General features: G+C 65.0%; 20 protein-coding genes. 10 read left to right on the top strand and 10 right to left on the bottom strand.

What is annotated here, in order from left to right; translation table 11 throughout:
* Positions 1-76 precede the first annotated feature (76 nt).
* Both KCG88_RS26595 and KCG88_RS26590 read right to left on the bottom strand, forming a co-directional pair.
* Entirely contained in the window at positions 77-469 is a 393-nt protein-coding gene (locus tag KCG88_RS26595; RefSeq protein WP_210713486.1) for an Imm10 family immunity protein, read from the bottom strand.
* Between the two features lie 23 nt (positions 470-492).
* Positions 493-924, bottom strand: coding sequence for a DUF4265 domain-containing protein (locus tag KCG88_RS26590; protein ID WP_047286032.1), 432 nt, complete (start codon positions 922-924; stop codon positions 493-495).
* Between the two features lie 185 nt (positions 925-1109).
* Here KCG88_RS26590 and KCG88_RS26585 point away from each other — a divergent pair, with 185 nt between their 5' ends.
* Both KCG88_RS26585 and KCG88_RS26580 read left to right on the top strand, forming a co-directional pair.
* A complete protein-coding gene (locus KCG88_RS26585; RefSeq protein ID WP_210713485.1) occupies positions 1110-1709 on the top strand; it encodes a LemA family protein in 600 nt (199 codons plus the stop codon).
* Between the two features lie 24 nt (positions 1710-1733).
* Positions 1734-2744 (top strand): M48 family metallopeptidase, encoded by a 1011-nt coding sequence (locus tag KCG88_RS26580; RefSeq protein WP_210713484.1) that lies wholly within the window; start codon positions 1734-1736, stop codon positions 2742-2744.
* A 5-nt stretch (positions 2745-2749) separates the two neighbouring features.
* Here KCG88_RS26580 and KCG88_RS26575 read toward each other — a convergent pair whose 3' ends face one another.
* The 4 genes from KCG88_RS26575 to KCG88_RS26560 all read right to left on the bottom strand — a co-directional run bounded on the left by KCG88_RS26575 (position 2750) and on the right by KCG88_RS26560 (position 7988).
* Entirely contained in the window at positions 2750-4003 is a 1254-nt protein-coding gene (locus tag KCG88_RS26575) for an OprD family porin (RefSeq protein WP_210713483.1), read from the bottom strand.
* Positions 4004-4095: 92 nt separating this feature from the next.
* Positions 4096-5400, bottom strand: a complete 1305-nt coding sequence (locus KCG88_RS26570) for a citrate:proton symporter (protein WP_210713482.1) — start codon at positions 5398-5400, stop codon at positions 4096-4098.
* Positions 5401-5537: 137 nt separating this feature from the next.
* Complete coding sequence (dctA, locus tag KCG88_RS26565) at positions 5538-6863, bottom strand: C4-dicarboxylate transporter DctA (protein ID WP_210713481.1); 1326 nt, start codon at positions 6861-6863, stop codon at positions 5538-5540.
* 42 nt (positions 6864-6905) lie between these two features.
* Entirely contained in the window at positions 6906-7988 is a 1083-nt protein-coding gene (locus KCG88_RS26560) for a 4-oxalomesaconate tautomerase (protein ID WP_210713480.1), read from the bottom strand.
* Positions 7989-8160: 172 nt separating this feature from the next.
* Here KCG88_RS26560 and KCG88_RS26555 point away from each other — a divergent pair, with 172 nt between their 5' ends.
* From KCG88_RS26555 to KCG88_RS26540, 4 genes are all read left to right on the top strand, one after another.
* Positions 8161-9051 carry a LysR family transcriptional regulator gene (locus KCG88_RS26555; protein WP_047286020.1) on the top strand — a complete coding sequence of 297 codons (891 nt, stop codon included), beginning with the start codon at positions 8161-8163 and terminating at the stop codon, positions 9049-9051.
* Positions 9052-9224: 173 nt separating this feature from the next.
* On the top strand, positions 9225-11048 hold the full coding sequence (locus KCG88_RS26550; RefSeq protein ID WP_041117590.1) for a monovalent cation:proton antiporter-2 (CPA2) family protein: 1824 nt from the start codon (positions 9225-9227) through the stop codon (positions 11046-11048).
* A 321-nt stretch (positions 11049-11369) separates the two neighbouring features.
* On the top strand, positions 11370-12476 hold the full coding sequence (locus KCG88_RS26545; RefSeq protein ID WP_210713479.1) for a DNA alkylation repair protein: 1107 nt from the start codon (positions 11370-11372) through the stop codon (positions 12474-12476).
* Between the two features lie 42 nt (positions 12477-12518).
* Positions 12519-13550, top strand: coding sequence for a DUF6602 domain-containing protein (locus KCG88_RS26540; RefSeq protein WP_047286015.1), 1032 nt, complete (start codon positions 12519-12521; stop codon positions 13548-13550).
* A 24-nt stretch (positions 13551-13574) separates the two neighbouring features.
* Here the strand turns inward: KCG88_RS26540 and KCG88_RS26535 are convergent, their stop codons facing one another.
* Positions 13575-13949 (bottom strand): hypothetical protein, encoded by a 375-nt coding sequence (locus tag KCG88_RS26535; RefSeq protein WP_210713478.1) that lies wholly within the window; start codon positions 13947-13949, stop codon positions 13575-13577.
* A 31-nt stretch (positions 13950-13980) separates the two neighbouring features.
* The gene (locus KCG88_RS26530) at positions 13981-14610 is read right to left on the bottom strand and encodes a TetR/AcrR family transcriptional regulator (RefSeq protein WP_047336473.1); all 630 of its coding nucleotides are present in this window, start codon (positions 14608-14610) and stop codon (positions 13981-13983) included.
* Positions 14611-14765: 155 nt separating this feature from the next.
* On the opposite strand from KCG88_RS26530, the gene KCG88_RS26525 reads away from it, so the two are divergent.
* Together KCG88_RS26525 and KCG88_RS26520 are read left to right on the top strand one after the other, a co-directional pair.
* Positions 14766-16280: an MFS transporter gene (locus tag KCG88_RS26525; protein ID WP_241774724.1), complete on the top strand. Its 1515-nt coding sequence runs from the start codon at positions 14766-14768 to the stop codon at positions 16278-16280.
* Between the two features lie 176 nt (positions 16281-16456).
* Complete coding sequence (locus tag KCG88_RS26520) at positions 16457-17386, top strand: phytanoyl-CoA dioxygenase family protein (protein ID WP_210713477.1); 930 nt, start codon at positions 16457-16459, stop codon at positions 17384-17386.
* Between the two features lie 6 nt (positions 17387-17392).
* Here the strand turns inward: KCG88_RS26520 and KCG88_RS26515 are convergent, their stop codons facing one another.
* Positions 17393-18286 carry a LysR family transcriptional regulator gene (locus KCG88_RS26515; protein ID WP_047336470.1) on the bottom strand — a complete coding sequence of 298 codons (894 nt, stop codon included), beginning with the start codon at positions 18284-18286 and terminating at the stop codon, positions 17393-17395.
* 131 nt (positions 18287-18417) lie between these two features.
* Here KCG88_RS26515 and KCG88_RS26510 point away from each other — a divergent pair, with 131 nt between their 5' ends.
* Positions 18418-20064, top strand: a complete 1647-nt coding sequence (locus KCG88_RS26510) for a GMC family oxidoreductase (protein WP_015635229.1) — start codon at positions 18418-18420, stop codon at positions 20062-20064.
* A 304-nt stretch (positions 20065-20368) separates the two neighbouring features.
* Complete coding sequence (locus KCG88_RS26505) at positions 20369-21991, top strand: MFS transporter (RefSeq protein WP_210713476.1); 1623 nt, start codon at positions 20369-20371, stop codon at positions 21989-21991.
* A 131-nt stretch (positions 21992-22122) separates the two neighbouring features.
* On the opposite strand, the gene KCG88_RS26500 is transcribed toward KCG88_RS26505, so the two are convergent.
* Positions 22123-23349 carry a DUF2599 domain-containing protein gene (locus tag KCG88_RS26500; protein ID WP_047336467.1) on the bottom strand — a complete coding sequence of 409 codons (1227 nt, stop codon included), beginning with the start codon at positions 23347-23349 and terminating at the stop codon, positions 22123-22125.
* Positions 23350-23438 lie beyond the last annotated feature (89 nt).

Raw genomic sequence — 23438 nt, 5'->3', positions numbered from 1 at the left:
GGTTCACTCCCGTTCAAGCATTGCCCCGTCACGGGACTGCGGCGCGCTTTTTCGCAGAATTGCCCCGGCTTGGCAATCACTGTGGCGCCACCTCGATCAGGGTATCGGTGTCGAGAAAGATCGCCCCCAGCGCCATCGCGACGTCCTCGACGCTGGCGAGCCCCGGCTTCCAGCTGATCTCAAGGCTGGGCAAGCCCCGGCACCAGGCCTGGGAGTCATCAAAGTGCAGGGTCAGACGGCCCGGGGCCAGCAGCACCTGGCGGATGCCGCCATAGCCGGAGACTGCCTGGCTGCCCAGTTCCACATGGTAGGTGTCCATGCCCAACTGCCGGTCCTGCTCGTCAAAGCATTCGGCGCGCTGCAACAGCAGGTAGTGTTCGGGGTGCTGCCCGTCGTCGGCAAAACCCAGGATCTGTACCTCGTCTTCAGTGCAGGCACTGTAGCCAGTGGCATGAAATTTCAAACCCATCGCTCCTTGCTCCTTATTGGCGGTCACTGGCGCAACAGCCCGCTTTCATAATCCAGCCAATCCTGCTCAAAGCACGCCTGCAGGTACTCCAGCACGCTGTCCAGCGACACCGAGGCAGGCACATTGACAGCAAAGAATGCCTTGCTCATGCCTTCCCAGTTGCAGCCCAGGGCGTTGATCCGCGCCAGCACCTCGGGGGTCCGGGCCCTGCCGGCGTCAAAGAACACCAGGCGCAATGTGCTGTTGCCACTGCTGCGCCCGACCCGCCTGAACCACTTCAGGCCATCGGCCTGCACCTGGACTTCGACGTCGTCCTCGTAACAGGCATCCTGGGAGTAGAACGGAAGGTTGGCGATACGGTACAGGCCATCGGGCTGGCGTTCGGCCCAGACCCCTTCGCTGGCCACCGGCGGATAGTCGTCCACCACCGTCAACCTGAGCATGATCTTGTCCATTACCTGTCCCTGGTTCATTGAATAAAAAGCAGCGGTGCCCTTCGGTCCCCGCGCAAGCCGAGCGCTTTTTCGCAGAATTGCCGGCCCTTGGCAATCATTGACGGGTCGCCGGCGAAGGTGTGTCACCGAACAGGAAGATTCCGTTACCATTGCCGCCCCCACGCCTCACCCGATAAGGACATCCCATGGCCACCGCCGATATCGTCGCCCTAGTGCTGCTCGCCGCTCTGGCGCTGTACCTGGTCAGCCTCTACAACCGCCTGACCACCCGACGTACCCGTCTGCGCAATGCCTTCGCCCAGATCGAGGTGCAACTCAAGCGCCGCTACGACCTGATCCCCAACCTGCTGGAAGCCGTCAAGGGCTACCTGCAGCACGAGCGCCAGACCCTGACTGCACTGGCCGAGGCGCGCAACAGCGCGCGCAACAGCCTGCAAGCGGCTGCTGCGCAACCCGGTGACAGCGCCAGCATCGCCCGCCTGGGCCAGGACCAGGGTGCCCTGGACCAGGTCCTCGACCGCCTGCACCTGAGCCTGGAGGCCTACCCGGAACTCAAGGCCTCGCAGAACATGGCGCAACTGAGCGAAGAACTGACCAGCACCGAGAACAAGGTCGCCTACGCGCGCCAGGCCTTCAACGATGCAGTGACCGACTACAACCTGTGCAAGCAGCGGGTGCCGGCGCTGTTTTTCGCCGGGCTGTTCGGACACCGGGCCGATGCCGCCCTGCTGCAATTTGCTGACAGCGCGCGCATTCAAGACGCCAGCAAAGTCTCCTTCCAGTAACTGCACCTGCCCCCGGAAACCTGCATGAAGTTCTTTCAACACCAGGCCCGAGCCCGGCGCCACACCCTCAAGCTGGTGCTGCTGATGACCCTGGCGGTAGCCACCCTGGTCAGCCTCAGCAGCCTGGGGCTGGGCCTTGCATGGCGCGAACTGAGCCAGGAATACAAGCAGCCCAAGGTCTTGAGCTGGACCGCGGTTACCGTGGTGGCGCTGCTGATGCTGCTGGTGGTGGTGCTGGGCAGTTGGTACAAGAGCTGGCGCCTGCGGGCCGGCGGCAAGGTCATCGCCGAGCACCTGGGGGGGCGCCTGATCAACGATTCGCCCAAAGGTAGCGAGGAACAGCGGCTGCTCAATATCGTCGAGGAAATGGCCCTGGCCTCGGGCGCCACCATGCCTGCGGTGTATGTGCTGCCGGAAGACGGGATCAACGCCTTCGCCGCCGGACTGACCCCGCAGCAGGCCGTGCTCGGCATCACCCGTGGCGCCCTCATCCACCTGGACCGCGACGAGTTGCAGGGCATGGTGGCCCATGAGTTCAGCCACATTCACAACGGCGACATGCGCCTCAACACCCGCTTGCTGGCCGTGATCCATGGCCTGCTGGTGTTCAGCCTGGCGGGCATCGCGGTGCTGCGCCAGGCTGAAAAGCAGCACCTGGGCAGCGACCGCCACCGCTTCTTCTGGCAGATCATCTTCGCCGTGCTGGGCCTGGCCCTGCTGGTCTTCGGCTCTTTGGGCAGCTTGCTGGGCAACCTGATCAAGGCCGCCATCTGCCGTCAGCGCGAGTTTCTCGCCGATGCCTCGGCGGTGCAGTTCACCCGCAACCCCCAGGGCATTGCCGGCGCCCTGAAAAAGATCGGCGGCAGCAGCGCCGGTTCACGCCTGCGCGCCTTCGCCGCCGCGCAGTACAGCCACCTGTATTTTCACCAGGGGGTGAAACTGCGCCTGGGCCGCCTGATGGCCACCCACCCACCACTGGCTGCGCGCATCCAGCGCCTGGACCCGCAGTGGGATGGGCGCTTCAAGCCGCTGTAAATGCGCTACCAGAGGGCAATCTCGTAAGTGATGTAGAGGCGGTTGCTGTCCCGCCCACGGGCGTAGTCGGAGCGATACACATAATTGCGCAGCTTCACCCCCAGCCCCTTGAACGAGCCTTGCTGAAGCACATAGGCCAGTTCGCTGTCGCGCTCCCACTCATCGACCCGGGTCCTGGACTTGCCGTCATTGCCGCTCAGGTAGCGGGAGCTGAAGGCCAGGCCGGGCACACCCAGGCCAGCGAAGTTGTAGCCATAGCCGAGCATCCAGGTCTTCTCGCCCTCTTCGATGAACTTGCCGATGCCGGCGTTACTGAAGGAGTAGACCGTGGCGCCGCTGATATACGGCAAGCCGGCATCGCCACTGAGACGCTGATAACCACCGCCAAGGGAATGCCCGGCGATCGCGTAGGTCAGTTGGCCGCTGAGCATGCGGTTGTCGATCTTGCCGTCAAAGGCCGCGCCTGAATCGGCGCTGCGAAAGTAGCGCAGGTCGCTGGTCAAGGTGCCCTGCCCCAGCGCCAGGTCATGCTGGAGGCCGACGAAGTCCTGCCGATAGAAGTTCTCCAGCTCGCCATGGAAATAGCTCAGGCGCAGGTTCTTGCTCCACTTGTATTCGGCCCCGCCGTAGCGGAAGTCCCCGGACTGGCCGCCGCTGTAGCCGTCGGGCACCAGCCCCACGCTGTCGGTGGAATCGCGCAGTTTGAAGCGCTGCAGGTAACCGCCGGTCAAGCTCAGGCCGTCGATATCCGTGCTGGTGAGCTGGGTGCCCTGATAGGTCTGCGGCAACAGACGGGCATCGTTGTAGACCAGCACCGGGGTCTTGGGCAGCAAGGTGCCGTACTTGAGCGTGGTCTTGGCCAACCGCACCTTGGCCGTGGCGCCGGCACTGGCAAATTCGCCTGCGGCGCGACCGTCGTCGTGCACCGGCAGCAGCCCTGTGCCGCTGCGGCCCTTGCCGGAGTCGAGCCGAACCCCCAGCAGCCCCAGGGCATCAACCCCCAAGCCCAGGGTGCCGGGGGTGAACCCGGACTGATAGTCCAGCAGGAAGCCCTGGGCCCATTCGGTGCGCTCGCTCTTGGCGCTGCGCGCAGCCTTGGCGCTGAGGCCGTGTTCGTCGCGGAAGTTCTCGTTGAAATAGACGTTGCGCAGTTGCAGCTTGAGGCTGCTGTCGTCAATGAAGCCGGCGCCCTGGGCCGCCGCCAGGGGCAGCAGGCTCAAGCTGGACAGCATCAGGGTGCGGGTTGGCCAATGGCTCATGGGGTAGTTCTCGTTGTTGTTATTCAAGGCGCAGTTGGCCCTGGCGCCCTTGAAACAAACGCGCCGGGCCATCAAAGAGGGTTTCGAACGAATCAGACGAACAGGGTCAGGGCGCCGGTCAGCAAGGCCAGGGCGGTAATCACCAGCGAGGTCAGCACCGCCCACTTCACCGTGGCTTTCTGGAAGTCGCCGATGTCGCGATCGACCATACCCACCAGCAGCAGGGTCGAGGCCACCAGCGGGCTCATCAGGTGCACCGGCTGGCCGAGGATCGAGGCGCGGGCGATTTCCAGGGGAGAAATGCCATAGACCGCCGCAGCGTTGGCCAGGATCGGCACCACGCCGAAGTAATAGGCATCGTTGGACAGGACGAAGGTCAGCGGCATGCTGGTCAGCGCCACCACCAGCGGGAACAGGTGGCCCCAGGACGGCGGAATCCAGTCCACCAGGGTCTGCGCCAGGGCGTCGACCATCTTGGTGCCGGAGAAGATCCCGGCGAAGATCCCCGCGGCGAACACCAGCAGCACCACGGTCATGGCGTTGCCTGAATGGGCGAGAATGCGCTCCTTCTGAATATCCAGCTGCGGGTAGTTGATCATCAGGGCCAGGACAAAACCGATCAGGAACAGCACCGCCGAGTGCATCAGCCCCAGCACCAGCGCGGTCATCACCGCCATCACCAGCAAGAGGTTGACGTAGGCCAGCTTGGGCCGCTTGTGCGGGGTGTCTTCGAGAATCGCCTTGATGTAGCAGTCGCCACCGCCGCTTTGCAGCTGGGTATTGCCGATGCGCTTGCGCTCGGCCCGGCCCAGCAGGTAGGCGGTGAACACCACCCAGGCGGCGCCGCCGATCATGGTCGGCAACAGTGGTACAAAGTACTCGCCGGCATCCAGGCCCAGGGCGGCGATGGCGCGGGTTGCCGGCCCGCCCCAGGGGGTCATGCCGCTCATGATGCTCAACGACAGCATGGAGATGGTGGCGAGGATCATCGGGTTCATGCCGATGCGCTTGTACAGCGGCAGCATGGCCGCGCAGGTGATCATGTAGGTGGTGGTGCCATCACCGTCCAGGGCCACCACCAGCGACAGCAGCGCGGTGCCCATGGCGATCTTGGTCGGATCGCCATTGACCCGTTTGAGAATCTTGCGGATCAGCGGGTCGAACAGCCCCGAATCGATCATCAAGCCGAAGAACAGAATGGCGAACAGCAACAGCGCCGCCGACGGCGCGACCATTTTCAGGCCGTCGAGCATCATCTTGCCGGTGGTGCCGGCAAACCCGCCGAGCACCGCGAAAACGATCGGCACCAGGGTCAACGCCACAATGGGCGACAGGCGCTTGGTCATGATCAGGAAGGTGAAGACCACCACCATGGCGAGGCCGAGTAAGGCGAGCATAAGTCGATTCTCTTGTTTTTATGGTGAGCGTGACCGGCACGCAGGCGCGGCCACCCGGGCACCGGACGCCCCGATCAGGGGCGCCCGGCACAGGTGTTGAGTCGGTACGTGGGGTAAAGCGCGGGTGCCTGGCGGGTCTAGCCGAGCTTGCTCGCCAACGCGGTGGCGGGGCTGCCATCGGCGGCAGTGGCCTGGGCCGCAAGCGGCTGGCCATCAAGCGTGCGCAACAGCACCTGGCGGTCGCAGGCCTGCTCCGAGAGAGCAATCACCACGGTTGCCACGGCGTTGCTGGCCAGGCTGGTCAAGGCCCGGGCCTCGGACATGAAGCGATCGATGCCGATCAGCAACGCCAGGCCCGCCAGGGGAATGTCATGGATCACCGTCAGGGTCGAGGCCAGGGCCACGAAGCCACTGCCAGTTACCCCGGCGGCGCCCTTGGACGACAGCAGCATGATCGCCAGCATGGTGACCACCTGCCCGGCACTCAGCTCGATGTTGCACGCCTGGGCAATGAAGATCGCCGCCAGGGACAGGTAGATCGCCGTGCCGTCGAGGTTGAACGAATAACCGGTGGGCAGCACCAGCCCCACCACGCTTTTCCTGCAACCCAGGGCCTGGAGTTTTTCCAGCATGCGCGGCATCACCGGCTCCGTGGACGAGGTGCCGAGCACCACCAGGAACTCTTCACGCAGGTAGCGCAGCAGCTTCCAGAGGCTAAAGCCGTTGGCCCGGCAAATGCCCCCCAGGACCACGCAGACAAAGAAAGCGCAGGCCACGTACAGGGTCATGATCAGCTTGGCCAGGGCGCCCAGGGAGGTGATGCCGTACTGGCCCACGGTAAAGGCCAGGGCGCCGAAGGCGCCGACGGGGGCAAAACGCATCAGGTAGGAGAAGATCTTGAACACCATGTGCGAGGCGGACTCCAGCACCACCAGCACCGGTTTGCCGCGCTCGCCCAGGGACGACAGGGCAAACCCGCACAGCACCGCGATAAACAGCACCGGCAGCACCTCGCCCTTGTTGAAGGCGCCAACGAAGGTTTCGGGAATGATGTGCATGAAGAATTCCACCACCCCCAGCTTGGCCGCCGAATCGGTGTACTGGGACAGGCCCTGGGTACTCAACCGGGTGGGGTCGATGTTCATCCCCGCGCCGGGCTGGAACAGGTAGACCGCCGCCAGGCCGATGAACAGGCTAATCAGCGTCAGGCCCAGGAACAGCAGCATGGTCTTGCTCAGCAGGCGCCCCAGGGAGCGCTTGTCGCTCATGCCGGCGATGCCGGTGACGATGGTGCAGAACACCACGGGGGCGATCATCATCTTGATCAGCTTGATGAAGGCGTCGCCCAGCGGCTTCAAGGCAATGGCTTGCTGGGCCCAGAAGTGCCCCACCAGTACCCCGAGGCACACCGCGCAGAGGATCTGGAAGTAGAGCGATTTAACAACTTTCATGGCATCACCCATTTTTAGAATTGTTCTGATGCAAGCGGATCGACAGCGCGTCGACTACCCGGCAAGGCGTTGTGAAGCAGGCGCGTAGACATACCCGGAAAACAATCGGCGAGCGGTGCGGACCACCGAGGCGCGGATGGTCTCGGGGCGGGTTCCGCTGTAGGACAATACGACATCTATCGCCCCGCTGGGGTGCTCGATACGGACCTGCTGCAGACGCGGCTCGCTGACCCCGCCCAGCATCTGGGCCACCACGCTGTCGGCGGTGACACAGGCGGTAGCCAGGCCGATGGAGCCGGTGATGGCCAGGGCCCGATGGCAGTTGTGGGGCATGAAATAGCGCACCGCCAGGGTGCCCCCGGCCCGAGGTCGGGCCACCAGCACCGGCTTGGGAATCACTTTGTCACTGACATCCCCCAGGCCCATGGCCAGGCCGGCCTTGAGCCGCAGGCTCTCCAGGCGCTGGAGAAAGTCCGCATCGGCATCCAGTTCGGCGGGGGTTTCATCGCCGCGCTTGCCCAGGCAGGCCGCCTGTACCAGCACCATGGGCATGGCCATGTCGATGCAGGTCACGGCAATGCCGTCGATCAGGTCCCGAGGCCGGCCGGTGGGAAACAACTGGCCGGTCTTGCTCCCGGCGGCATCGAGAAAGGTCAGGGCCACCGGCGCCGCGCTGCCCGGCACGCCGTCAATGGTGGTGTCGCCTTCGTAGCTGACCTTGCCATCGGGGGTCTGGACCTGGGCATTCACCAAAGTGCCGGTGTTGAGGTTGCGAATCCGCACCTGGGTCTGTGCCCCCGTGGCCTTGACCAGCCCCTGCTCGATGGCAAAGGGCCCAACGGCGCAGAGCATATTGCCGCAGTTGGGCGCGGTATCGACCCGCCGCTGGGACACCATGACCTGGACGAACAAGTAATCGACATCCGCGTCCGGGTGCAGCGAGGGACTGACGATCGCCACCTTGCTGGTCTGCGGGCTGCCGCCGCCGATGCCGTCGATTTCCAGCTCATGGCCGGAGCCCATCAGGTTGAGCAGCAGCTCATCACGCTCGGACACTGCCACCGGCAGATCCCAGGCCAGAAAAAACGGCCCTTTGGAGGTGCCGCCGCGCATCAACACACAAGGAATTCGTTGCATGAACACTGACTCTTGTTGATCAATCGAGGTAATTGATGTTCTGCACACAAGAGTGTCAGGGAATAAAAAGTGTTTCCAATGCAAAGATCAGAGCAATTATTGCGTTTCGCGCATGAATTAAATATCGTGTCCGGCAGCCCCCCCCAGCCGACTCCCGCCTTGAGAAGCCCGCATGGAATATGAGCTCCAGGACATAAGATCTTTCGTGAAAATCGCCGAACTGGGGAGTTTCCACGAAGCCGCCGACGCCTTGCACCTGTCCCAACCGGCCCTGAGCCGGCGCATGAAAAAACTCGAAGAGGGCCTGGGCACCGCCCTCCTCGATCGCACCACGCGCAAGGTCAGCCTGACCAGCGTCGGCCGCGACTTCCTGCCCAAGGCCCGGCGCTTGCTGGACGACTTCGACGACTCGATCCTCAACATCCGTGAGCTGGCGGAACGCCAGATCGGTCAGGTGACCCTGGCCTGCATCCCCACGGCGGCCTTCTACTTCCTGCCGTCGGTGATCCGCCTGTACAACCAGCGCTATCCGAAAATCCGTATCCGCCTGCTCGACCTCAGCGCCAACGAAGGCCTTGAAGCGGTGCTGCGCGGCGAAGCGGACTTCGGCATCAACATGATGAGCGGCCAGCACCCGGACATCGAGTTCGTGCCCCTGGTCAACGAACCCTTTGTCCTGGCCTGCCGGCGTGATCATGAACTGGCCGAGCGCAGCTCGGTGACCTGGTCGGAACTCAGCGATTATCGCTTGATCGGCGTCGGTCGCCTGAGCGGCAACCGCATGTTGCTGGACCATGCCCTGTCCGGCTTGAGCTGGCGTCCCCAGTGGTTCTACGAGGTGCAGCACCTGTCCACGTCACTGGGCATGGTGGAGGCCGGGCTCGGGGTTTCAGCGATGCCGAGCCTGGCCATGCCGGCCGCCGACCACCCGACCCTGGTCAGCATTCCGCTGACCGAGCCCGTGGTCAATCGCACCTTGGGGCTGGTGTCCCGGCGCGGCGCGTCGCTATCGCCGGCCGCAGAAAAATTTGTCTCGATTCTGCTGGAGCAGTGGCCGCACTGACCCGCCCGCCCCCCCTGCTCCCCCGTACTCCGACGTGCCTTGCAGGGCGCACCGCCAGTCTCAGAACATCCACGTCGTTTTTATCCGGGTGCAGACTGGCAATACCAATCCGCCCATCGTCATCGACGAGCCTTTATCATCACCTGCGCCCCGTTCTCCCTGGAGTCCCCCCGATGCCCCATGAAGGCAACCTGCTACAAGCCGCCGTCGTGTTCCTCTGCGCCGCGGTGCTCATCGTGCCCTTGGCCAAGCGCCTGCAACTGGGGGCCGTGCTCGGCTACCTGCTGGCCGGGGTGCTGATCGGCCCCTCGGTGCTGGGCCTGGTGGGCAACCCCCAGAGTGTCAGCCATATCTCCGAACTGGGGGTGGTGCTGCTGTTGTTCATCATCGGCCTGGAGCTGTCGCCCAAGCGCCTGTGGGTGATGCGCAAGGCGGTGTTCGGCGTCGGCCTGGCCCAGGTGCTGCTGACCGGCACCGTGATCGGCGTGGTGGCCCTGTTCCTGTTCGGCCAGTCGCTCAACAGTGCCATTGTCCTGGGCCTGGGCCTGGCCCTGTCGTCCACCGCCCTGGGCCTGCAAAGCCTGGCCGAACGCAAGGAGCTGAACAGCCCTCATGGGCGCATGGCCTTCGCCATCCTGCTGTTCCAGGACATCGCCGCCATTCCGCTGATCGCCATGGTCCCGGTGCTGGCCGGCGGCGACCACCACACCAGCAGCGCCGAGGACCTGCGCCACGGCCTGCAAGTGCTGGGCAGCATCGCCGTGGTGGTGGTCGGCGGGCGCTACCTGCTGCGCCCGGTGTTTCGCATCGTGGCCAAGACCCGCTTGCCGGAAGTCTCTACCGCCACTGCCTTGCTGGTGGTGATCGGCACCGCCTGGCTGATGGACCTGGTGGGCGTGTCCATGGCCCTGGGGGCCTTCCTCGCCGGCCTGCTGCTGGCGGACTCGGAATACCGCCATGAGCTGGAGGCGCAGATCGAACCCTTCAAGGGCCTGCTGCTGGGGCTGTTCTTCATCAGCGTCGGCATGGGCGCCAATATCAGCCTGCTGCTCAGCGCGCCCATCGCGGTGCTGGGCCTGACCCTGCTGCTGATCGCCCTCAAGCTGCCGCTGCTGTTCGTGGTCGGGCGCCTGGCCGGTGGCCTGGGACGCGAGAGTGCGGTGCGCCTCGGGGTGGTGCTGGCGGCGGGCGGCGAGTTCGCTTTCGTGGTGTTCAAGATCGGCCGCGACCAGGGCCTGTTCGAGCCCCGCCTGTATGACCTGCTGGTGCTGACCATCACCCTGTCCATGGCCCTCACCCCACTGCTGTTGCTGGCCTGCACCCGCTGGCTGAAACCCAAGGCCAAGCCGGTGGAAATGCCCGCCGAGTATCGCCGGATCGATTCCGACGGGCCGCGGGTGGTGATTGCCGGCATGGGCCGCATGGGGCAGATCGTGGCGCGGATCCTGCGGGCACAGAAAGTGCCCTTCGTGGCCCTGGACACCTCGGTGGAAACCATCGAACTGATCCGCAGTTTCGGCGGCATGCCGGTGTTCTACGGCGACCCGTTGCGCCCGGAGATCCTCAGCGCGGCCAAGGTCGGCGAAGCGGAGTACTTCGTCATTGCCACCGACGACCCGGAAACCAATATCAAGACCGCCGAACAGGTCAGCCGGCTCTACCCGCACCTGAAGATCATCGCCCGGGCGCGCAACCGTCAGCACGTGCACCGGCTGGTGGACCTGGGGGCCCAGGCGGTGCGGGAGACCTACTATTCCAGCCTGGAAATGAGCCGCCGCACCCTGGTGGGGCTGGGCTTGAGCCAGGCCCAGGCCGATTCCCGGATCCAGCGTTTCACCCAGCACGACGAACAACTGCTGGCGGCCCAGCATGCCGTCTACGACGACGCCGCCAAGGTTCTGCAAAGCGCCCAGGAAGCCCGCGCCGAACTGGCCCGGCTGTTCGAAGCCGACGAACAGGACGAACAGATCGAAAGCCCGCTGCCGCCGATGCGCTGAGGCGACAGACCCTGCGCCACCTCGTAGGAGCCGGCTTGCCGGCGAAGGTGGTCTCAAGAACGCCGGGGAATGATCTGAGGGCCGTGGTGTACCCTTCGCTGGTAAGCCAGCTCCTACAGGCCCGGCCCGACACACCGTAGGAGCCGGCTTGCCGGCGAAGGCGGTCTCAAGGACGCCGAGGAATGATCTGAGAGCCGTGGTGTGCCCTTCGCTGGCAAGCCAGCTCCTACAGGTGCGGCACGCTTGGGCGACTACCGTCAGGTTCTGTCAGTAGAGGGCGTGTAGAGTGGACGCCGCCCCGGCTTTGAATGGATACGCCCCATGAGTACTACCCAAGAACAGGCCCCCGCCCTCAAGGAAATCTTCAACCAGCAGCGCCTGATGCATATCGCCGACGCCATGCACGCGGTGCACCCGACCTTCGACCGCCAGGGGTTCGTGCAACGGGCCGGCCACGGCCTCGCCGAGCTGTCGCTGATGCAGCGCCTGGCCCGGGTCAGCGAGAGCCTGCACCAGGTGCTGGGCCTGGACTACCCCGCCAGCCTGGAGCTGCTGCAAGCCCTGGCGCCGCGCCTGAACAGCCGCTTCGTGTGCATCTTCCTGCCCCACTACGTGGCCAGCTACGGCCTGCATGACTTCGAGCGGTCCATGGCGGCGCTGAAGTACTTCACCGGCTTCGGCTCATCGGAATTCGCCGTGCGCCACTTCTTGCGCCAGGACTGCCAGCGCACGCTGGCCGTGATGCACGAGTGGGCCACGGACAGCGATGAACACGTACGCCGCCTGGCCAGCGAAGGCAGCCGCCCGCGCCTGCCCTGGTCGTTCCGCCTGGAACAGTTGCAGGCCGACCCGCAACTGGCGGCGCCGATCCTCGAACGCCTGCGCAATGACCCCAGCCTGTACGTGCGCAAGTCGGTGGCCAACCACCTCAACGACATCACCAAAGAGCACCCGCAGTGGGTCCTGGAACGTCTTGAAGGCTGGCCCCTGGAGCAGCCGCACAGTGCCTGGATCGCCCGTCATGCCTTACGCAGCCTGATCAAGCAGGGCGACCGCCGGGCCCTGGCGCTGATCGGCGCCGGGGCCCGGGCCGAGGTCCAGGTTTGCCGCTTCCAGGTGGCCCCCGGGCAATTGCGCCTGGGGGACAGCCTCAACCTGTCCCTGACCCTGGTCTCCACCTGCTCGCACGAACAGCGCCTGGTGGTGGATTACGCCATCGACTACGTCAAGGCCTCCGGCGCCACCGCGAGCAAGGTGTTCAAGCTCAAGACCTTCACCCTGCAAGGCCTGGCCCAGGTGGAGCTTGGCCGCAGCCAGCAGATCCGCGAACTGACCACCCGCCGCCACTATCCGGGGCGCCACGGCGTGCGATTGCTGGTCAACGGCGAACCCCTGGCCAGCAGCCATTTCCAATTGCTGATGCCCTGATACGCTGGCGCCCACGCTCTGTCACCCCTCAAGGAAGAACACATGGCAATCATCAGCCAATGGGCCAAGTCCATCGCCAAGCTCCTGGAAAGCAGCTATGAAGTCAGCAGCACCATCGCCAACCACAGGACGGTGCTCGGCGATGCCCGGGAAAGTTTCATCCGCGACGTGCTGCAGCGCTTCCTGCCCAGCAACGTCAGCGTCGGCTCGGGGCAGATCATCGATGCCTATGACGGCATCTCCAAGCAGATCGACCTGATCATCTACCGCAACGACTTCCCCATCCTGCGCACCTTCGGCTCCGCCGACGTGTACCTGATCGAAGGGGTGGTCGCCACCGTTGAAATCAAGTCACAGCTCAACGAAGCGAGGCTGTTCGAAGCCCTGGAAAACGGCAAGTCGGTGCGCAATCTCAAGGTCTCGCTGCTGGGGGAATCTGTCGATCACTACAGCAGCCTGGTGTATGGCGCATCGTTCGCAGAACTGACGCCCACGCAGTCGTTCTCCGTCAGGGACCAGCTCCTGCCACCGACCTACATCTACGGCTACCACGGCTATACGGGCAACAGCATGGAGGCCCTGCGCACAAGCCTGAACAGTTGGCACAACCATCTGCACAGCCACGGCGAAATGGATGTCACCCTGATGCCCGAAGTGATTGTCACCCAGGGCTGCGTGACCCAGAAAAACCTCAACAACGCCCTGAAGCTGCCACGGGCCAATGCCCAGGACCTGGAAGCCAGCCGGCAGGCCTTCAACCAGGAACTGCACAGCGACCTAGGCAAGCGCGATTTTCTCGGGTATTTCCGCGAGCGGGATGATCAGGGCTTCGACTATGGAATCGCCATCAAGGCCTGCGACTCACCCTTGCAGTACCTGATTTCCAGCCTGCTGCAGACCATCACCACTCGCATCGGCTACCCGCAACTGGGGAACACCGGCATCCAGTACAACCTGCTGAACTATCACCTCAGCGCTGAAATGGAAGGCGGCTGGTCGGGGGCAGCGGTGAACTTCATCAAGGTGGCGGACCCGAAACTGGATTTTGCCAAGTCGCTGGGAATCTGGCGCTGAGCGCCTTGCCGGGCCACCCGGGGCTCAGCTTTTGCCGGCAGTCGGCAAGAGGCTTATCAAGTGCTCGCTGCAGCCGAAGCCGCCCACTGCGCCGTCGTACCAGAACACTTCCACCACCGCGATGCAGTCGTCATAGGACTGCCCCACCAGCGTGCCGTCGGCCTTGAACACCCGCAGGTAGCCGCCAACGCTGTAGCGCGAGCTGTCGCCATCGCCGGGCATGGTCATGGCGGGAATCCAGGTGCGCCAGCTGAACAAGCGGTACTTCTGGTAGTAGAAGGCCTGGTCGGCGCTGTAGTCGCGGCCCTGATACGGCGTGCCGTAGTAGAACGAGCCATAGGCCTGGCACGCCAGGTACAGCGCCAGCGCGGCGCCGAGAATGAGGTTGATCTTTTTCATTGCAGGGTCGTTCCTTTTACCCGTGGAAGCATCAAGAAGGAGGCAGGCCCAGCATGCGCAGGCACGCCTGGACAATGGCTTCGGCCAGGGCCCGGCCATCCTCCGCGCCGGCGGCGATCACATCGTCGGTGGCGCCATGCACCCCGGCGTAGATCAGCGAAGCAATCACCCCTGGCTGGGCCAGGGACCAGCAGCCGGCGCGCTGGCCGCCTTCGAGAAGGCCCAGCAACTGCTTGAGGATCGCGTTCTTTTCCGGGTTGCCGCGGTCGTGATGATGGTGGTTGGGGTAGACGATGTCGTGCAGGCGGTAGGTATCGAGGTAGGCCTGCACACTGGTACGGATCCAGCTGCTGAGCTTCGCCACCCAGTCGTCCTCGGGGCAGGCCGCCACCGCCTGCTCCAGGCGTTGCAGGTAGTGCTGGGTATAGCGTTGCCCCAGGGCCACCAGCATGTCGTTCTTGGATTGGAAGTAGTGATAGAAGGTGCCCTTGGCCACCTCGGCGCGCTCGACGATCTCGCTGATGGTGGTGGCTTCCACGCCCTGGCTGAGGAACAGGTCTTGGGCGGCGGCCATCAGCTCTTCCAGGCGCACTTCGGCCGGTTTGGTGCGCGGCCGCGGCTGGGCAGCGCGCTTGGCAACCGGGGAGGTTTTGACACTCATGAACGAATCCGGGCTGTTCGACAAAGGCCGCCATTCTAGGGGATTTGTGGGGGAAAAGAGAGTTGAGAATCTTTTTCATTTTCCATTGACCGACGGTCAGTCGAAACACTATGCTCGCCCTGCAAGCCCATTCCAGACCCTGCGGGAGATACACCATGCAGCGCTATCGTCGCCCGGCCCTGGTCGCCGCCGCCTACCTCGGGACCTTCCTGGCGTCCCTCGACATCAGCATCGTCAACGTCGCCCTGCCAACCTTGCAGCAGGCCCTGGCCACCGATCTGGGCGGCCTGCAATGGGTGGTCAATGCCTACGCCATCTGCCTCTCGGCGTTCATGCTCTCGGCAGGCCCCCTGGGGGATCGCTTCGGCCACAAACGCTGCTGGCTGATCGGTGTGCTGCTGTTCTGCCTCGGCTCAGCGCTGTGCGCGCTGGCCCAGGAGCTTTCGTTACTGCTGGCCGGGCGCGCGGTGCAGGGGCTGGCCGGGGCCTTGCTGATCCCCGGGGCGATGCCGATCCTCAGCCACGCCTTTCCCGAGCCGCGGCAACGGGCCCATGTGATCGGCGGCTGGTCGGCCTTCAGTGCCCTGGCCCTGATCCTCGGCCCGCTGCTGGGTGGCCTGTTGCTGGAGCACCTGGGCTGGCAGAGCATTTTCCTGATCAACCTGCCCATCGGCCTGCTGGCCCTGGCCCTGGGCAGTTGGGGCATCAGCGAGCGCAAGCACCCCCAGCACGCCGCGCTCGACCCCCTGGGCCAGATCCTCAGCGTGCTCTGCCTCGGGGCCCTGACCTACGGCCTGATCGTTGCTGGCGAGGACGGTTTCGGCAGCCGCGAAGCGCTCACCTCATTGCTGCTGGCGACGCTGGCGCTGCTGGCCCTGATCCAGGTCGAGCGTCGAGTGCAGCGGCCCCTGGTGCCCGTCACCCTGTTTCGCCAGCGGCCCTTTGCGGTGGCCAACCTGGCCTCGTTCATCCTCGGGTTTTCCTGCTACAGCAGCCTGTTCTTCTTCTCGATCTTCCTGCAGCAGATCCAGGGCTGGTCCGCCGCCGACACCGGCCTGCGCATGCTTCCGCAGTTCGTGGTCACAGGTGTTGTATCGATGCTCCTGGGCCGCTTGCACCAGCGCATTCCCCTGCCCTGGCTGATGGTCGGCGGCTATGGCCTGGTAGGCCTGGCCATGAGTGCCATGGCCGGCTTCGATGCCCACACGCCCTATTGGCTGGTGGGTTCGTTGTTCGGTCTGCTGGGGCTGGGCATGGGCCTGGCGGTACCGGCCACCGGGCTGGTGGTGATGGCCTGCGCACCGGCAGAGCGCGCCGGCATCGCCTCGGCCAGCATGAACGCCCTGCGCCAGACCGGCATGAGCGTCGGCATCGCCCTGCTCGGCAGCCTGATGAGCGCCCGGGCAGTGCAAGTGCTCAGCGAATCCGGCGCCGCGGCCGGGTTCGACGGCGCCGCCGAACTGGCCCGGCAAGCGGTGACCGAACACCGCCTGCCGCTGCACGACCCGCTGTTCGCCGACCTCTATGGCGCCGCCATGACCAGCGGTTTTCGCCTGGCCATGACCCTGGCCGGTTGCGCCAGCCTGCTGGCCATGGGGCTGTTGCTGGGAACTCGCCAGCAAGCGGTCCGCGAGCCTGCCGGCAGCCCCGGCACCAGGCCGGCTCGTTGACAAGCGCCGTGGTGGCACCGACCCTCCAGGCCCGGGACCGCTGCATCCGGCCTGACGACCAAGGCGCCGCCCTCCCCGATGTCGCAAAGGCGTTGCTCAAGGTCGAATCCAGCCTGCCGCCCCAACGTACGCTGTCCATACTCAAGGGCCTTGTCCCCCGGTAATGGAATACCCCCATGAACCTGCCATTGGTCCTGCCCGACACTGCCCTGGTCAACCCACTGCGCCTGGATCAGGACGACCTGCGCCACTTTCAAGAACGCGGCTTCATCAAGCTGCGCCAACTGCTGACCCCGACAGCCATCGAGCACCTGCGTGAACTGGCCGACAGCCAACTGCGCCCCAGCCGCACCAATGCGCCCGCCCATGGCGACGGCTTCAGCCGCCTGACTCACCAACTGGGGCAGATCGGCATCCTCGAACGCCTGTACCGGCAACCGGCCTTCGCCCAGGTGCTGACCCACCTCACCGGCTGCCGGCTGATCATCAGCGAGGCCCAGAGTTTCGAACTGCAGAACGGACGCTCGGGCTTTGCCTGGCACTACGACTCGCTGAACTTTCGCTACATCCGCCCCCAGGACCCGGCCTTCAGCCTGTGGCTGCCATTGCACCCCATCCGCCCGCAAGGTCAGGGCGGCGGCATGGCCTGGGTGCCGCTGTCGCACTGTTCGGCCCTGGCCAACTTCCAGTTCTCGCGCCTGCTGGCCGAGCGCCTGGCCCATGGCCAGCCCATCAGCGAATTCTTCGAGCACCTGCGCCACACCTACGCCACCCCCGGCCTCCTCACCGACAGCTTCGAAGCACAGCGCATCGAAGACTCGTTCGATCCAGGCGACGCCCTGCTGTTCAGCAAATACCTCTGGCACCGCTCCAGCCCCCTGCTGGCCGGCGACCTGCAACGGCGCCAGGCGGTGACCCTGCGCCTGCTGGACTGGCGCGCCCGCCTCGACCGCCTGCTGCAGGACGGCGAAACCCGCAGCGCCGGCGGCCTGGGCATGGGCCGCGAAGGCGGCCCGCTGAACCCCCAATCCTATGGCTCGCGTTTTGTCGATATTGCGCCCGGCGCACCGATCCGCAGCTCGGCCCATTGCGGGCCGATTCTGTGAAGCCGCCTAAGCCTGCGGCCCCAGCAGCAGGCTCTGCTGCTGAGCACACAACTGCACCAGGTAATCCCAGACCACCCGCAGCCGCACCGATTTGTGCAGTTCGCGACGGGTGCTGATCCAGTAGGCGCGCTGGATGCTTTCCGCCGGTAGCAGCGGCACCAGTTGCGGGTCGGCGCCGGCCATGTAGCACGGCAGCACGGCGATCCCCAGGCCGGAACGGGCCGCTTCCTGCTGGGCAATGACGCTGGTGCTGTGGAACACCACCTTGGGGTTGCGGCAGAAACTGTTGAGGAACATCAGCTCCTGGCTGAACAGCAGGTCGTCGACGTAGCCGATCCAGGCGTGGCGGCCCAGGTCCTCGCGGCTGCGCAAGGGCGGTGCGCGGTCCAGGTAGGCCTGGCTGGCGTACAGCGCCAGGCGGTAGTCGGTGAGCTTGCGGGTCACCAGCATGTCGGCGCTGGGGCGCTCCAGGTGGATGCTGATCTCCGCCTCGCGGTTGAGAATGCTGACAAAGCGCGGCACCGCCACCAGTTCCACTTCCAGCCCCGGATAGCGCTCGAACAGCCCAAACATACGGCTGGCGAGAAACTTCACCCCCAGGCCCTCGGTGACCCCGACACGGATCTTGCCCAAAGGCGCGCTGGACTGGGTGATCTCTTCCTGCACCAGCAAGGCGACGTTTTCCATGGCCTCGGCGTGCTTGAGCAGCGCTTCGCCGGCCGGGGTCAGTTCGTAGCCCTGGGCGTGCTGGACGAACAGTGCGGTGCCCAGGGCCTTCTCCACCGCCTCGATGTGCCGGGCCACCGTGGCGTGGGTGGTATTCAGCCGCCGCGCGGCGGTCAGCAGGCGGCCGCTGCGTTGCAGCTCAAGAAAGAAGCGCAGGTCATTCCAGTCGAACATGGGGTTTCCTTGCCGGAGTCGAAGGCCAACGCTGTTAGAAAACGCACAGCGGGTGGGTAAAAACTAACATTCTTTTAACGAAAGCTAACAACTAGGATGGCTCCCAATAAGAACGAAAAACGAGGTTAAGGATGCTCCCTGCCTTTGACGCCTACGACTACATCGTGGTCGGCGCCGGCCCCGCCGGCTGTCTTCTGGCCAATCGCCTGTCGGCCAATCCCCAGCACCGTGTGCTGCTGCTGGAAGCCGGTGGCCGCGACAACTATCCCTGGATCCACATCCCCGTGGGCTACCTGTTCTGCATCGGCAACCCGCGCACCGACTGGTGCTTCAAGACCGAGGCCGAGCCCGGCCTACAGGGCCGCAGCCTGAGCTACCCGCGGGGCAAGGTGCTGGGAGGCTGCTCGTCGATCAACGGCATGATCTACATGCGCGGCCAGGCTGCCGACTACGACAGCTGGGCCGCGGAAGGCAACCCGGGCTGGGGCTGGGACCAGGTGCTGCCGCTGTTCAAGAAAAGCGAGAACCACTTTGCCGGCGGCAGCGAACTGCACGGCGCCGCCGGTGAGTGGCGGGTCGAGCGCCAGCGCCTGTCGTGGCCGATCCTCGATGCCTTTCGCAGCGCCGCCGAGCAGAGCGGCATTCGCAACATCGACGACTTCAACGGTGGCGACAACGAAGGCTGCGGCTACTTCCAGGTCAACCAGAAGGCCGGGGTGCGCTGGAACGCCGCCAAGGCCTTTCTCAAACCCATCGCCCAGCGCCCGAACCTGGTGGTGCTGACCGGCATCGAGGTGCAGCGGCTGATCCTCGAGGACGGCCGCGCCACAGCGGTGCGGGCCAGTTGCCAGGGGCGCCTGGAGAACTTCAAGGCGCGCCGCGAGATCATCCTCTGCGCCGGCTCCGTCGGCTCGCCGAGCATCCTGCAGCGCTCGGGGATCGGCCCGGCGCCGCTCCTGCAACGCTTGGGGATAGGCGTCAGCCATGCCCTGCCCGGGGTGGGCGGCAACCTGCAGGACCACCTGCAACTGCGCCTGATCTACAAACTGGAGAACGCCCGCACCCTGAACCAGATCGCGGGCAGCCTGTGGGGCAAGATGGGCATGGGCCTGCGCTACCTGTATGACCGCAGCGGCCCGCTGTCCATGGCCCCCAGCCAGCTTGGCGCCTTTGCCCGCTCGGGCCCGGAACAGACCCGGGCCAACCTGGAGTACCACGTGCAGCCGCTGTCCCTGGAGCGTTTCGGCGAACCGCTGCACGCCTTCCCGGCCTTTACCGCCTCGGTCTGCGACCTGCGCCCGCAGAGCCGTGGCCGGGTCGAGATCCGTTCCGTGGAGGCCGGCGATGCGCCGCTGATCCAGCCCAACTACCTGAGCCACCCCGAGGACCTGCGGGTCGCCGCTGACGCCATCCGCCTGACCCGACGCATCGTCGGCGCCCCGGCCTTGCAACCCTTCAAGCCCAGCGAATACCTGCCCGGCCCCGAGCTGCAAAGCACCGAGCAGTTGCACGAGGCCGCGGCCCGCATCGGCACCACCATCTTCCATCCGGTGGGCACCTGCCGCATGGGCAGCGATGCCCAGGCGGTGGTGGACGCACAACTGCGGGTGCACGGCATTGCGGGGCTGCGCATCGCCGATGCCTCGATCATGCCGCGCATCACCTCGGGCAATACCTGCTCACCGACCTTGATGATCGCTGAAAAGGCCGCTGAACTGATCCTTGCCAGCGTCCCCAGGAGCACCGTCCAGCACAAGGAGCCCGCGACCCCGGCATAAGCGCAGGAGCCGGCTTGCCGGTGAAGGCATCCCCAAGGCCGGCGCCCGGCTCACGGGCCTCTTCGCTGGCAGGCCAGCTCCTACGGGACAGCAGGAACAGATGCACCTGATGTAGGAGCCGGCTTGCCGGCGAAGGTGTCCCCAAGGTCGGCGCCCGGCTCACGGGCCTCTTCGTTGGCAAGCCAGCTCTTACGGATGAGGGAAACGAGGGTTCATCGTGCGGTCGCGGTGAATCTGCAACAGCGGCGCCGGAAACGGCGTCGGCAGTGGAACAACAACAATAATCACTGTAAGGAAGCCCCCTATGTCAGAACACGCACAGCCCCTGAACGCGCCCCTGCAGGACTCCACCGCCAAGGGCAGCCAGAAGGTCATCTTCGCGTCGTCCCTCGGCACGGTGTTCGAGTGGTACGACTTTTTCCTCTACGGCGCCCTGGCGGCGGTGATCAGCAAGCAGTTCTTCGCCGGGGTCAACGACACCACGGCCTTCATCTTCGCCCTGATGGCCTTTGCCGCCGGCTTCGTGGTGCGCCCCTTCGGGGCCCTGGTGTTCGGCCGCCTGGGGGACATGATCGGGCGCAAGTACACCTTCCTTGCCACCATCATCCTCATGGGCGTTGCGACCTTCGCCGTGGGCCTGTTGCCCAACTACGCCAGCATCGGCATCGCCGCGCCGATCATCCTGGTGGCCCTGCGCATGCTCCAGGGCCTGGCCCTGGGCGGCGAGTACGGCGGCGCCGCCACCTACGTGGCCGAGCACGCGCCCCAGGGCAAGCGCGGCTTGCACACCAGCTGGATCCAGTCCACCGCGACCCTGGGCCTGCTGCTGTCGCTGCTGGTGGTGCTGGCCTGCCGTTACTTCACCGGCGACCAGTTCGAGGTCTGGGGCTGGCGCCTGCCGTTCCTGCTGTCCATCGTGCTGCTGGGCATCTCAACCTGGATCCGCATGAGCCTGCACGAGTCGCCGGCCTTCCTGAAAATGAAAGAGGAAGGCCGCGCCAGCAAGGCGCCGATCCGCGAATCCTTCGGCAAATGGGAAAACCTCAAGGTGGTGCTGATCGCCCTGTTCAGCATCAATGCCGGGCAGGCGGTGACCTTCTATGCCGCGCAGTTCTACGTTCTGTTCTTTCTCACCCAGTTCCTCAAGATGGACCCGGCCCTGGCCAACAGCCTGCTGATCATCAGCGTGGTGATCGGCGCGCCGATGTTCATCTTCTTTGGCTGGCTCTCGGACAAGATCGGCCGCAAGCCGGTGCTGATGCTCGGCCTGCTGCTGGCCACGCTGCTGTACTTCCCGATCTTCAAGGCCCTGGCCCACTACGCCAACCCGGCCATCGACCAGGCCAGCCGCCAGGCGCCCATCAGCGTCACCGCCGACCCGGCCACCTGCACCTTCCAGTTCGACCCGGTGGGCAAGGCGCGCTTCGACAGCCCGTGCGACAAGGTCAAGACCTTCCTGGTCAAGCAGGGCCTGCCCTACAGCAGCATCGCCGCCCCCGCCGGCAGCGCGGTGCAGGTCAGCGTCGGTGATGTGAAGATCAACGGCTTCGACGAGGCCGCCCTGCGCGGCGCGGTGACCCTGGCCGGTTATCCGCAGCAGGCCGACAGCCAGAACGTCAACAAGACCATGGTGGTGGTGCTGATCGTCGCGCTGATCCTGATTGCCGCCATGTGCTACGGCCCGCTGGCGGCGCTGATGGTGGAGCTGTTCCCGACCCGCATCCGCTACACCTCCATGTCCCTGCCCTACCACATCGGCAACGGCTGGTTCGGCGGTTTCCTGCCGACGGTGTCCTTTGCCCTGGTGGTCTACACCGGCGATATCTTCTATGGCCTGTGGTACCCGGTGCTGATTACCGGGGGCAGCCTGGTGGTGGGGTTGTTGTGCCTGCGGGAAACCCGGGACATCGACATCAACCACAACTGAGCAGCGTGCTCGGGCTTGCCGACGGGGGCGTTCTTGCGGGCCTCTGCGCTGGCAAGCCCGCGCCTACGGTGGCCGGTGATAGTGCGGGGGCCGTAGGAGCCGGCTTGCCGGCGAAGGCGGTCTGGCGGGCCTCAGGTGTTGTTGCAGCCCTTGGCGATGGAGTCTTCGTTGGAGGTGTAGGGCCGTGAAGGCTCCAGGTTCCACTCCGGCTTGTTGCGGGCGATGTTGAAGTGGCAGACCAGTTGCCGGCGCATGCTGCCCACGCTGCTGTCACGGTTGTCCGGGTTGTTCTTCCACTGGGCGTCCAGGTAGTGGTCGCTGGCCAGTTCGTTGAAGAAGTTGTTGGTCTGGTTGTCCTTGACGTTGCGCCCGCAATCGGTGGGCGTGACTTCCAGGGTCATGAGTTTCTTGCCGAAGCCCGGGTCATCACGCTCGACCCACACCGCACTCTGCACATAACGATCGCAGCTGTTCTTCTCGGTGATCGGGTAGATCACCTGCTTCTTGTTGTCGTAGACGAAACTCGCGTCCTGCGCCGGCGTCTGCGGCAGCTTCATGTTGATCACCGGCAGGTACTGCTGCACGGCCTTGTACCACTGGATCTGGTTCAGCCGCGCACCTTCCAGGCCGCCCTCCTCGGTGTAGAACAAGGCCAGGATCGAGGGCGATTGCGGCGGTTTTTCCTCCCACTTGGCCAGGCGCAGCTCATTCTGAGTGCCGAAGGATTCTGCGGCGATCTGCGCCATGGAGCGGATGCTCTGGTAGAACGCCGGGCCGGCGGCGCTGTTGCGTTCGTCACGTACATCGAAGGAACACTGGCGCGAGTGGTCGCCACGGTTCTGTCGGTAGTTGGCGCCCCATTGCTCGGCGGTGGTCACACCGATCTCGTGGCAGTACTTCTCGACATTGCCCGGGGTGCGCCGCGAGTCGGTGCAGCCCTGCTGCCCGCGGTCGTCGGTGGCGGCGTCGATGGGGAAGGAACAGAGCACCGCATAGTCCTGGTGATCCTTGGGGTTGCCGAAGATGGTGTCGAAGATAAAGCCGCTCTGCAGTCCGTAGGCCAGCTTGCGGAACTTCGAATCCTTGCGCAGGTAGGACGCCGATACGCCGCCGCTGGCCTGGCTTTTCGGGCTGATGCTGTAGAACTGGTAGTCGGTGGACGGCCAGGTGGCGCGAAACAGCACCCCGGAACACAGGAATGCCGGTTTCGACGGGCCGCCGCAATCCTGGCGGGTGTCGTTGTACAACTGGTTGAGGCGGGCCACCGTGTCGCTGCCCTGGTCGGCCTGCACCGTGGGCAACAGGCACAGGCCGGCGAGGCCGATGGCAACGGCAAGGGGGGTTCTGCGTGCTTTCATGGGGTGACTTCCGTGTGGTGTGTAAACCCTGGCCAGCCAAGTCGTGGTCCGGCAATAAGCAGAAGATAGAAGCGCTGGTTGGCCCTGAT

This window comes from Pseudomonas sp. MWU349 (assembly GCF_017947325.1).
GTDB lineage: Bacteria > Pseudomonadota > Gammaproteobacteria > Pseudomonadales > Pseudomonadaceae > Aquipseudomonas > Aquipseudomonas protegens.
The sequence above is the reverse complement of the archived record's forward strand: the minus strand, read 5'-3'. Positions and strand labels throughout refer to the sequence as shown.

Excerpts from the sequence above, each read along its gene's own strand:
- KCG88_RS26595 (WP_210713486.1), bottom strand. The coding sequence starts at position 469 with ATGGGTTTGAAATTTCATGCCACTGGCTACAGTGCCTGCACTGAAGAC.
- KCG88_RS26590 (WP_047286032.1), bottom strand. The coding sequence starts at position 924 with ATGGACAAGATCATGCTCAGGTTGACGGTGGTGGACGACTATCCGCCG.
- KCG88_RS26585 (WP_210713485.1), top strand. The coding sequence starts at position 1,110 with ATGGCCACCGCCGATATCGTCGCCCTAGTGCTGCTCGCCGCTCTGGCG.
- KCG88_RS26580 (WP_210713484.1), top strand. The coding sequence starts at position 1,734 with ATGAAGTTCTTTCAACACCAGGCCCGAGCCCGGCGCCACACCCTCAAG.
- KCG88_RS26575 (WP_210713483.1), bottom strand. The coding sequence starts at position 4,003 with ATGAGCCATTGGCCAACCCGCACCCTGATGCTGTCCAGCTTGAGCCTG.
- KCG88_RS26570 (WP_210713482.1), bottom strand. The coding sequence starts at position 5,400 with ATGCTCGCCTTACTCGGCCTCGCCATGGTGGTGGTCTTCACCTTCCTG.
- dctA (WP_210713481.1), bottom strand. The coding sequence starts at position 6,863 with ATGGGTGATGCCATGAAAGTTGTTAAATCGCTCTACTTCCAGATCCTC.
- KCG88_RS26560 (WP_210713480.1), bottom strand. The coding sequence starts at position 7,988 with ATGCAACGAATTCCTTGTGTGTTGATGCGCGGCGGCACCTCCAAAGGG.
- KCG88_RS26555 (WP_047286020.1), top strand. The coding sequence starts at position 8,161 with ATGGAATATGAGCTCCAGGACATAAGATCTTTCGTGAAAATCGCCGAA.
- KCG88_RS26550 (WP_041117590.1), top strand. The coding sequence starts at position 9,225 with ATGCCCCATGAAGGCAACCTGCTACAAGCCGCCGTCGTGTTCCTCTGC.
- KCG88_RS26545 (WP_210713479.1), top strand. The coding sequence starts at position 11,370 with ATGAGTACTACCCAAGAACAGGCCCCCGCCCTCAAGGAAATCTTCAAC.
- KCG88_RS26540 (WP_047286015.1), top strand. The coding sequence starts at position 12,519 with ATGGCAATCATCAGCCAATGGGCCAAGTCCATCGCCAAGCTCCTGGAA.
- KCG88_RS26535 (WP_210713478.1), bottom strand. The coding sequence starts at position 13,949 with ATGAAAAAGATCAACCTCATTCTCGGCGCCGCGCTGGCGCTGTACCTG.
- KCG88_RS26530 (WP_047336473.1), bottom strand. The coding sequence starts at position 14,610 with ATGAGTGTCAAAACCTCCCCGGTTGCCAAGCGCGCTGCCCAGCCGCGG.
- KCG88_RS26525 (WP_241774724.1), top strand. The coding sequence starts at position 14,766 with ATGCAGCGCTATCGTCGCCCGGCCCTGGTCGCCGCCGCCTACCTCGGG.
- KCG88_RS26520 (WP_210713477.1), top strand. The coding sequence starts at position 16,457 with ATGAACCTGCCATTGGTCCTGCCCGACACTGCCCTGGTCAACCCACTG.
- KCG88_RS26515 (WP_047336470.1), bottom strand. The coding sequence starts at position 18,286 with ATGTTCGACTGGAATGACCTGCGCTTCTTTCTTGAGCTGCAACGCAGC.
- KCG88_RS26510 (WP_015635229.1), top strand. The coding sequence starts at position 18,418 with ATGCTCCCTGCCTTTGACGCCTACGACTACATCGTGGTCGGCGCCGGC.
- KCG88_RS26505 (WP_210713476.1), top strand. The coding sequence starts at position 20,369 with ATGTCAGAACACGCACAGCCCCTGAACGCGCCCCTGCAGGACTCCACC.
- KCG88_RS26500 (WP_047336467.1), bottom strand. The coding sequence starts at position 23,349 with ATGAAAGCACGCAGAACCCCCCTTGCCGTTGCCATCGGCCTCGCCGGC.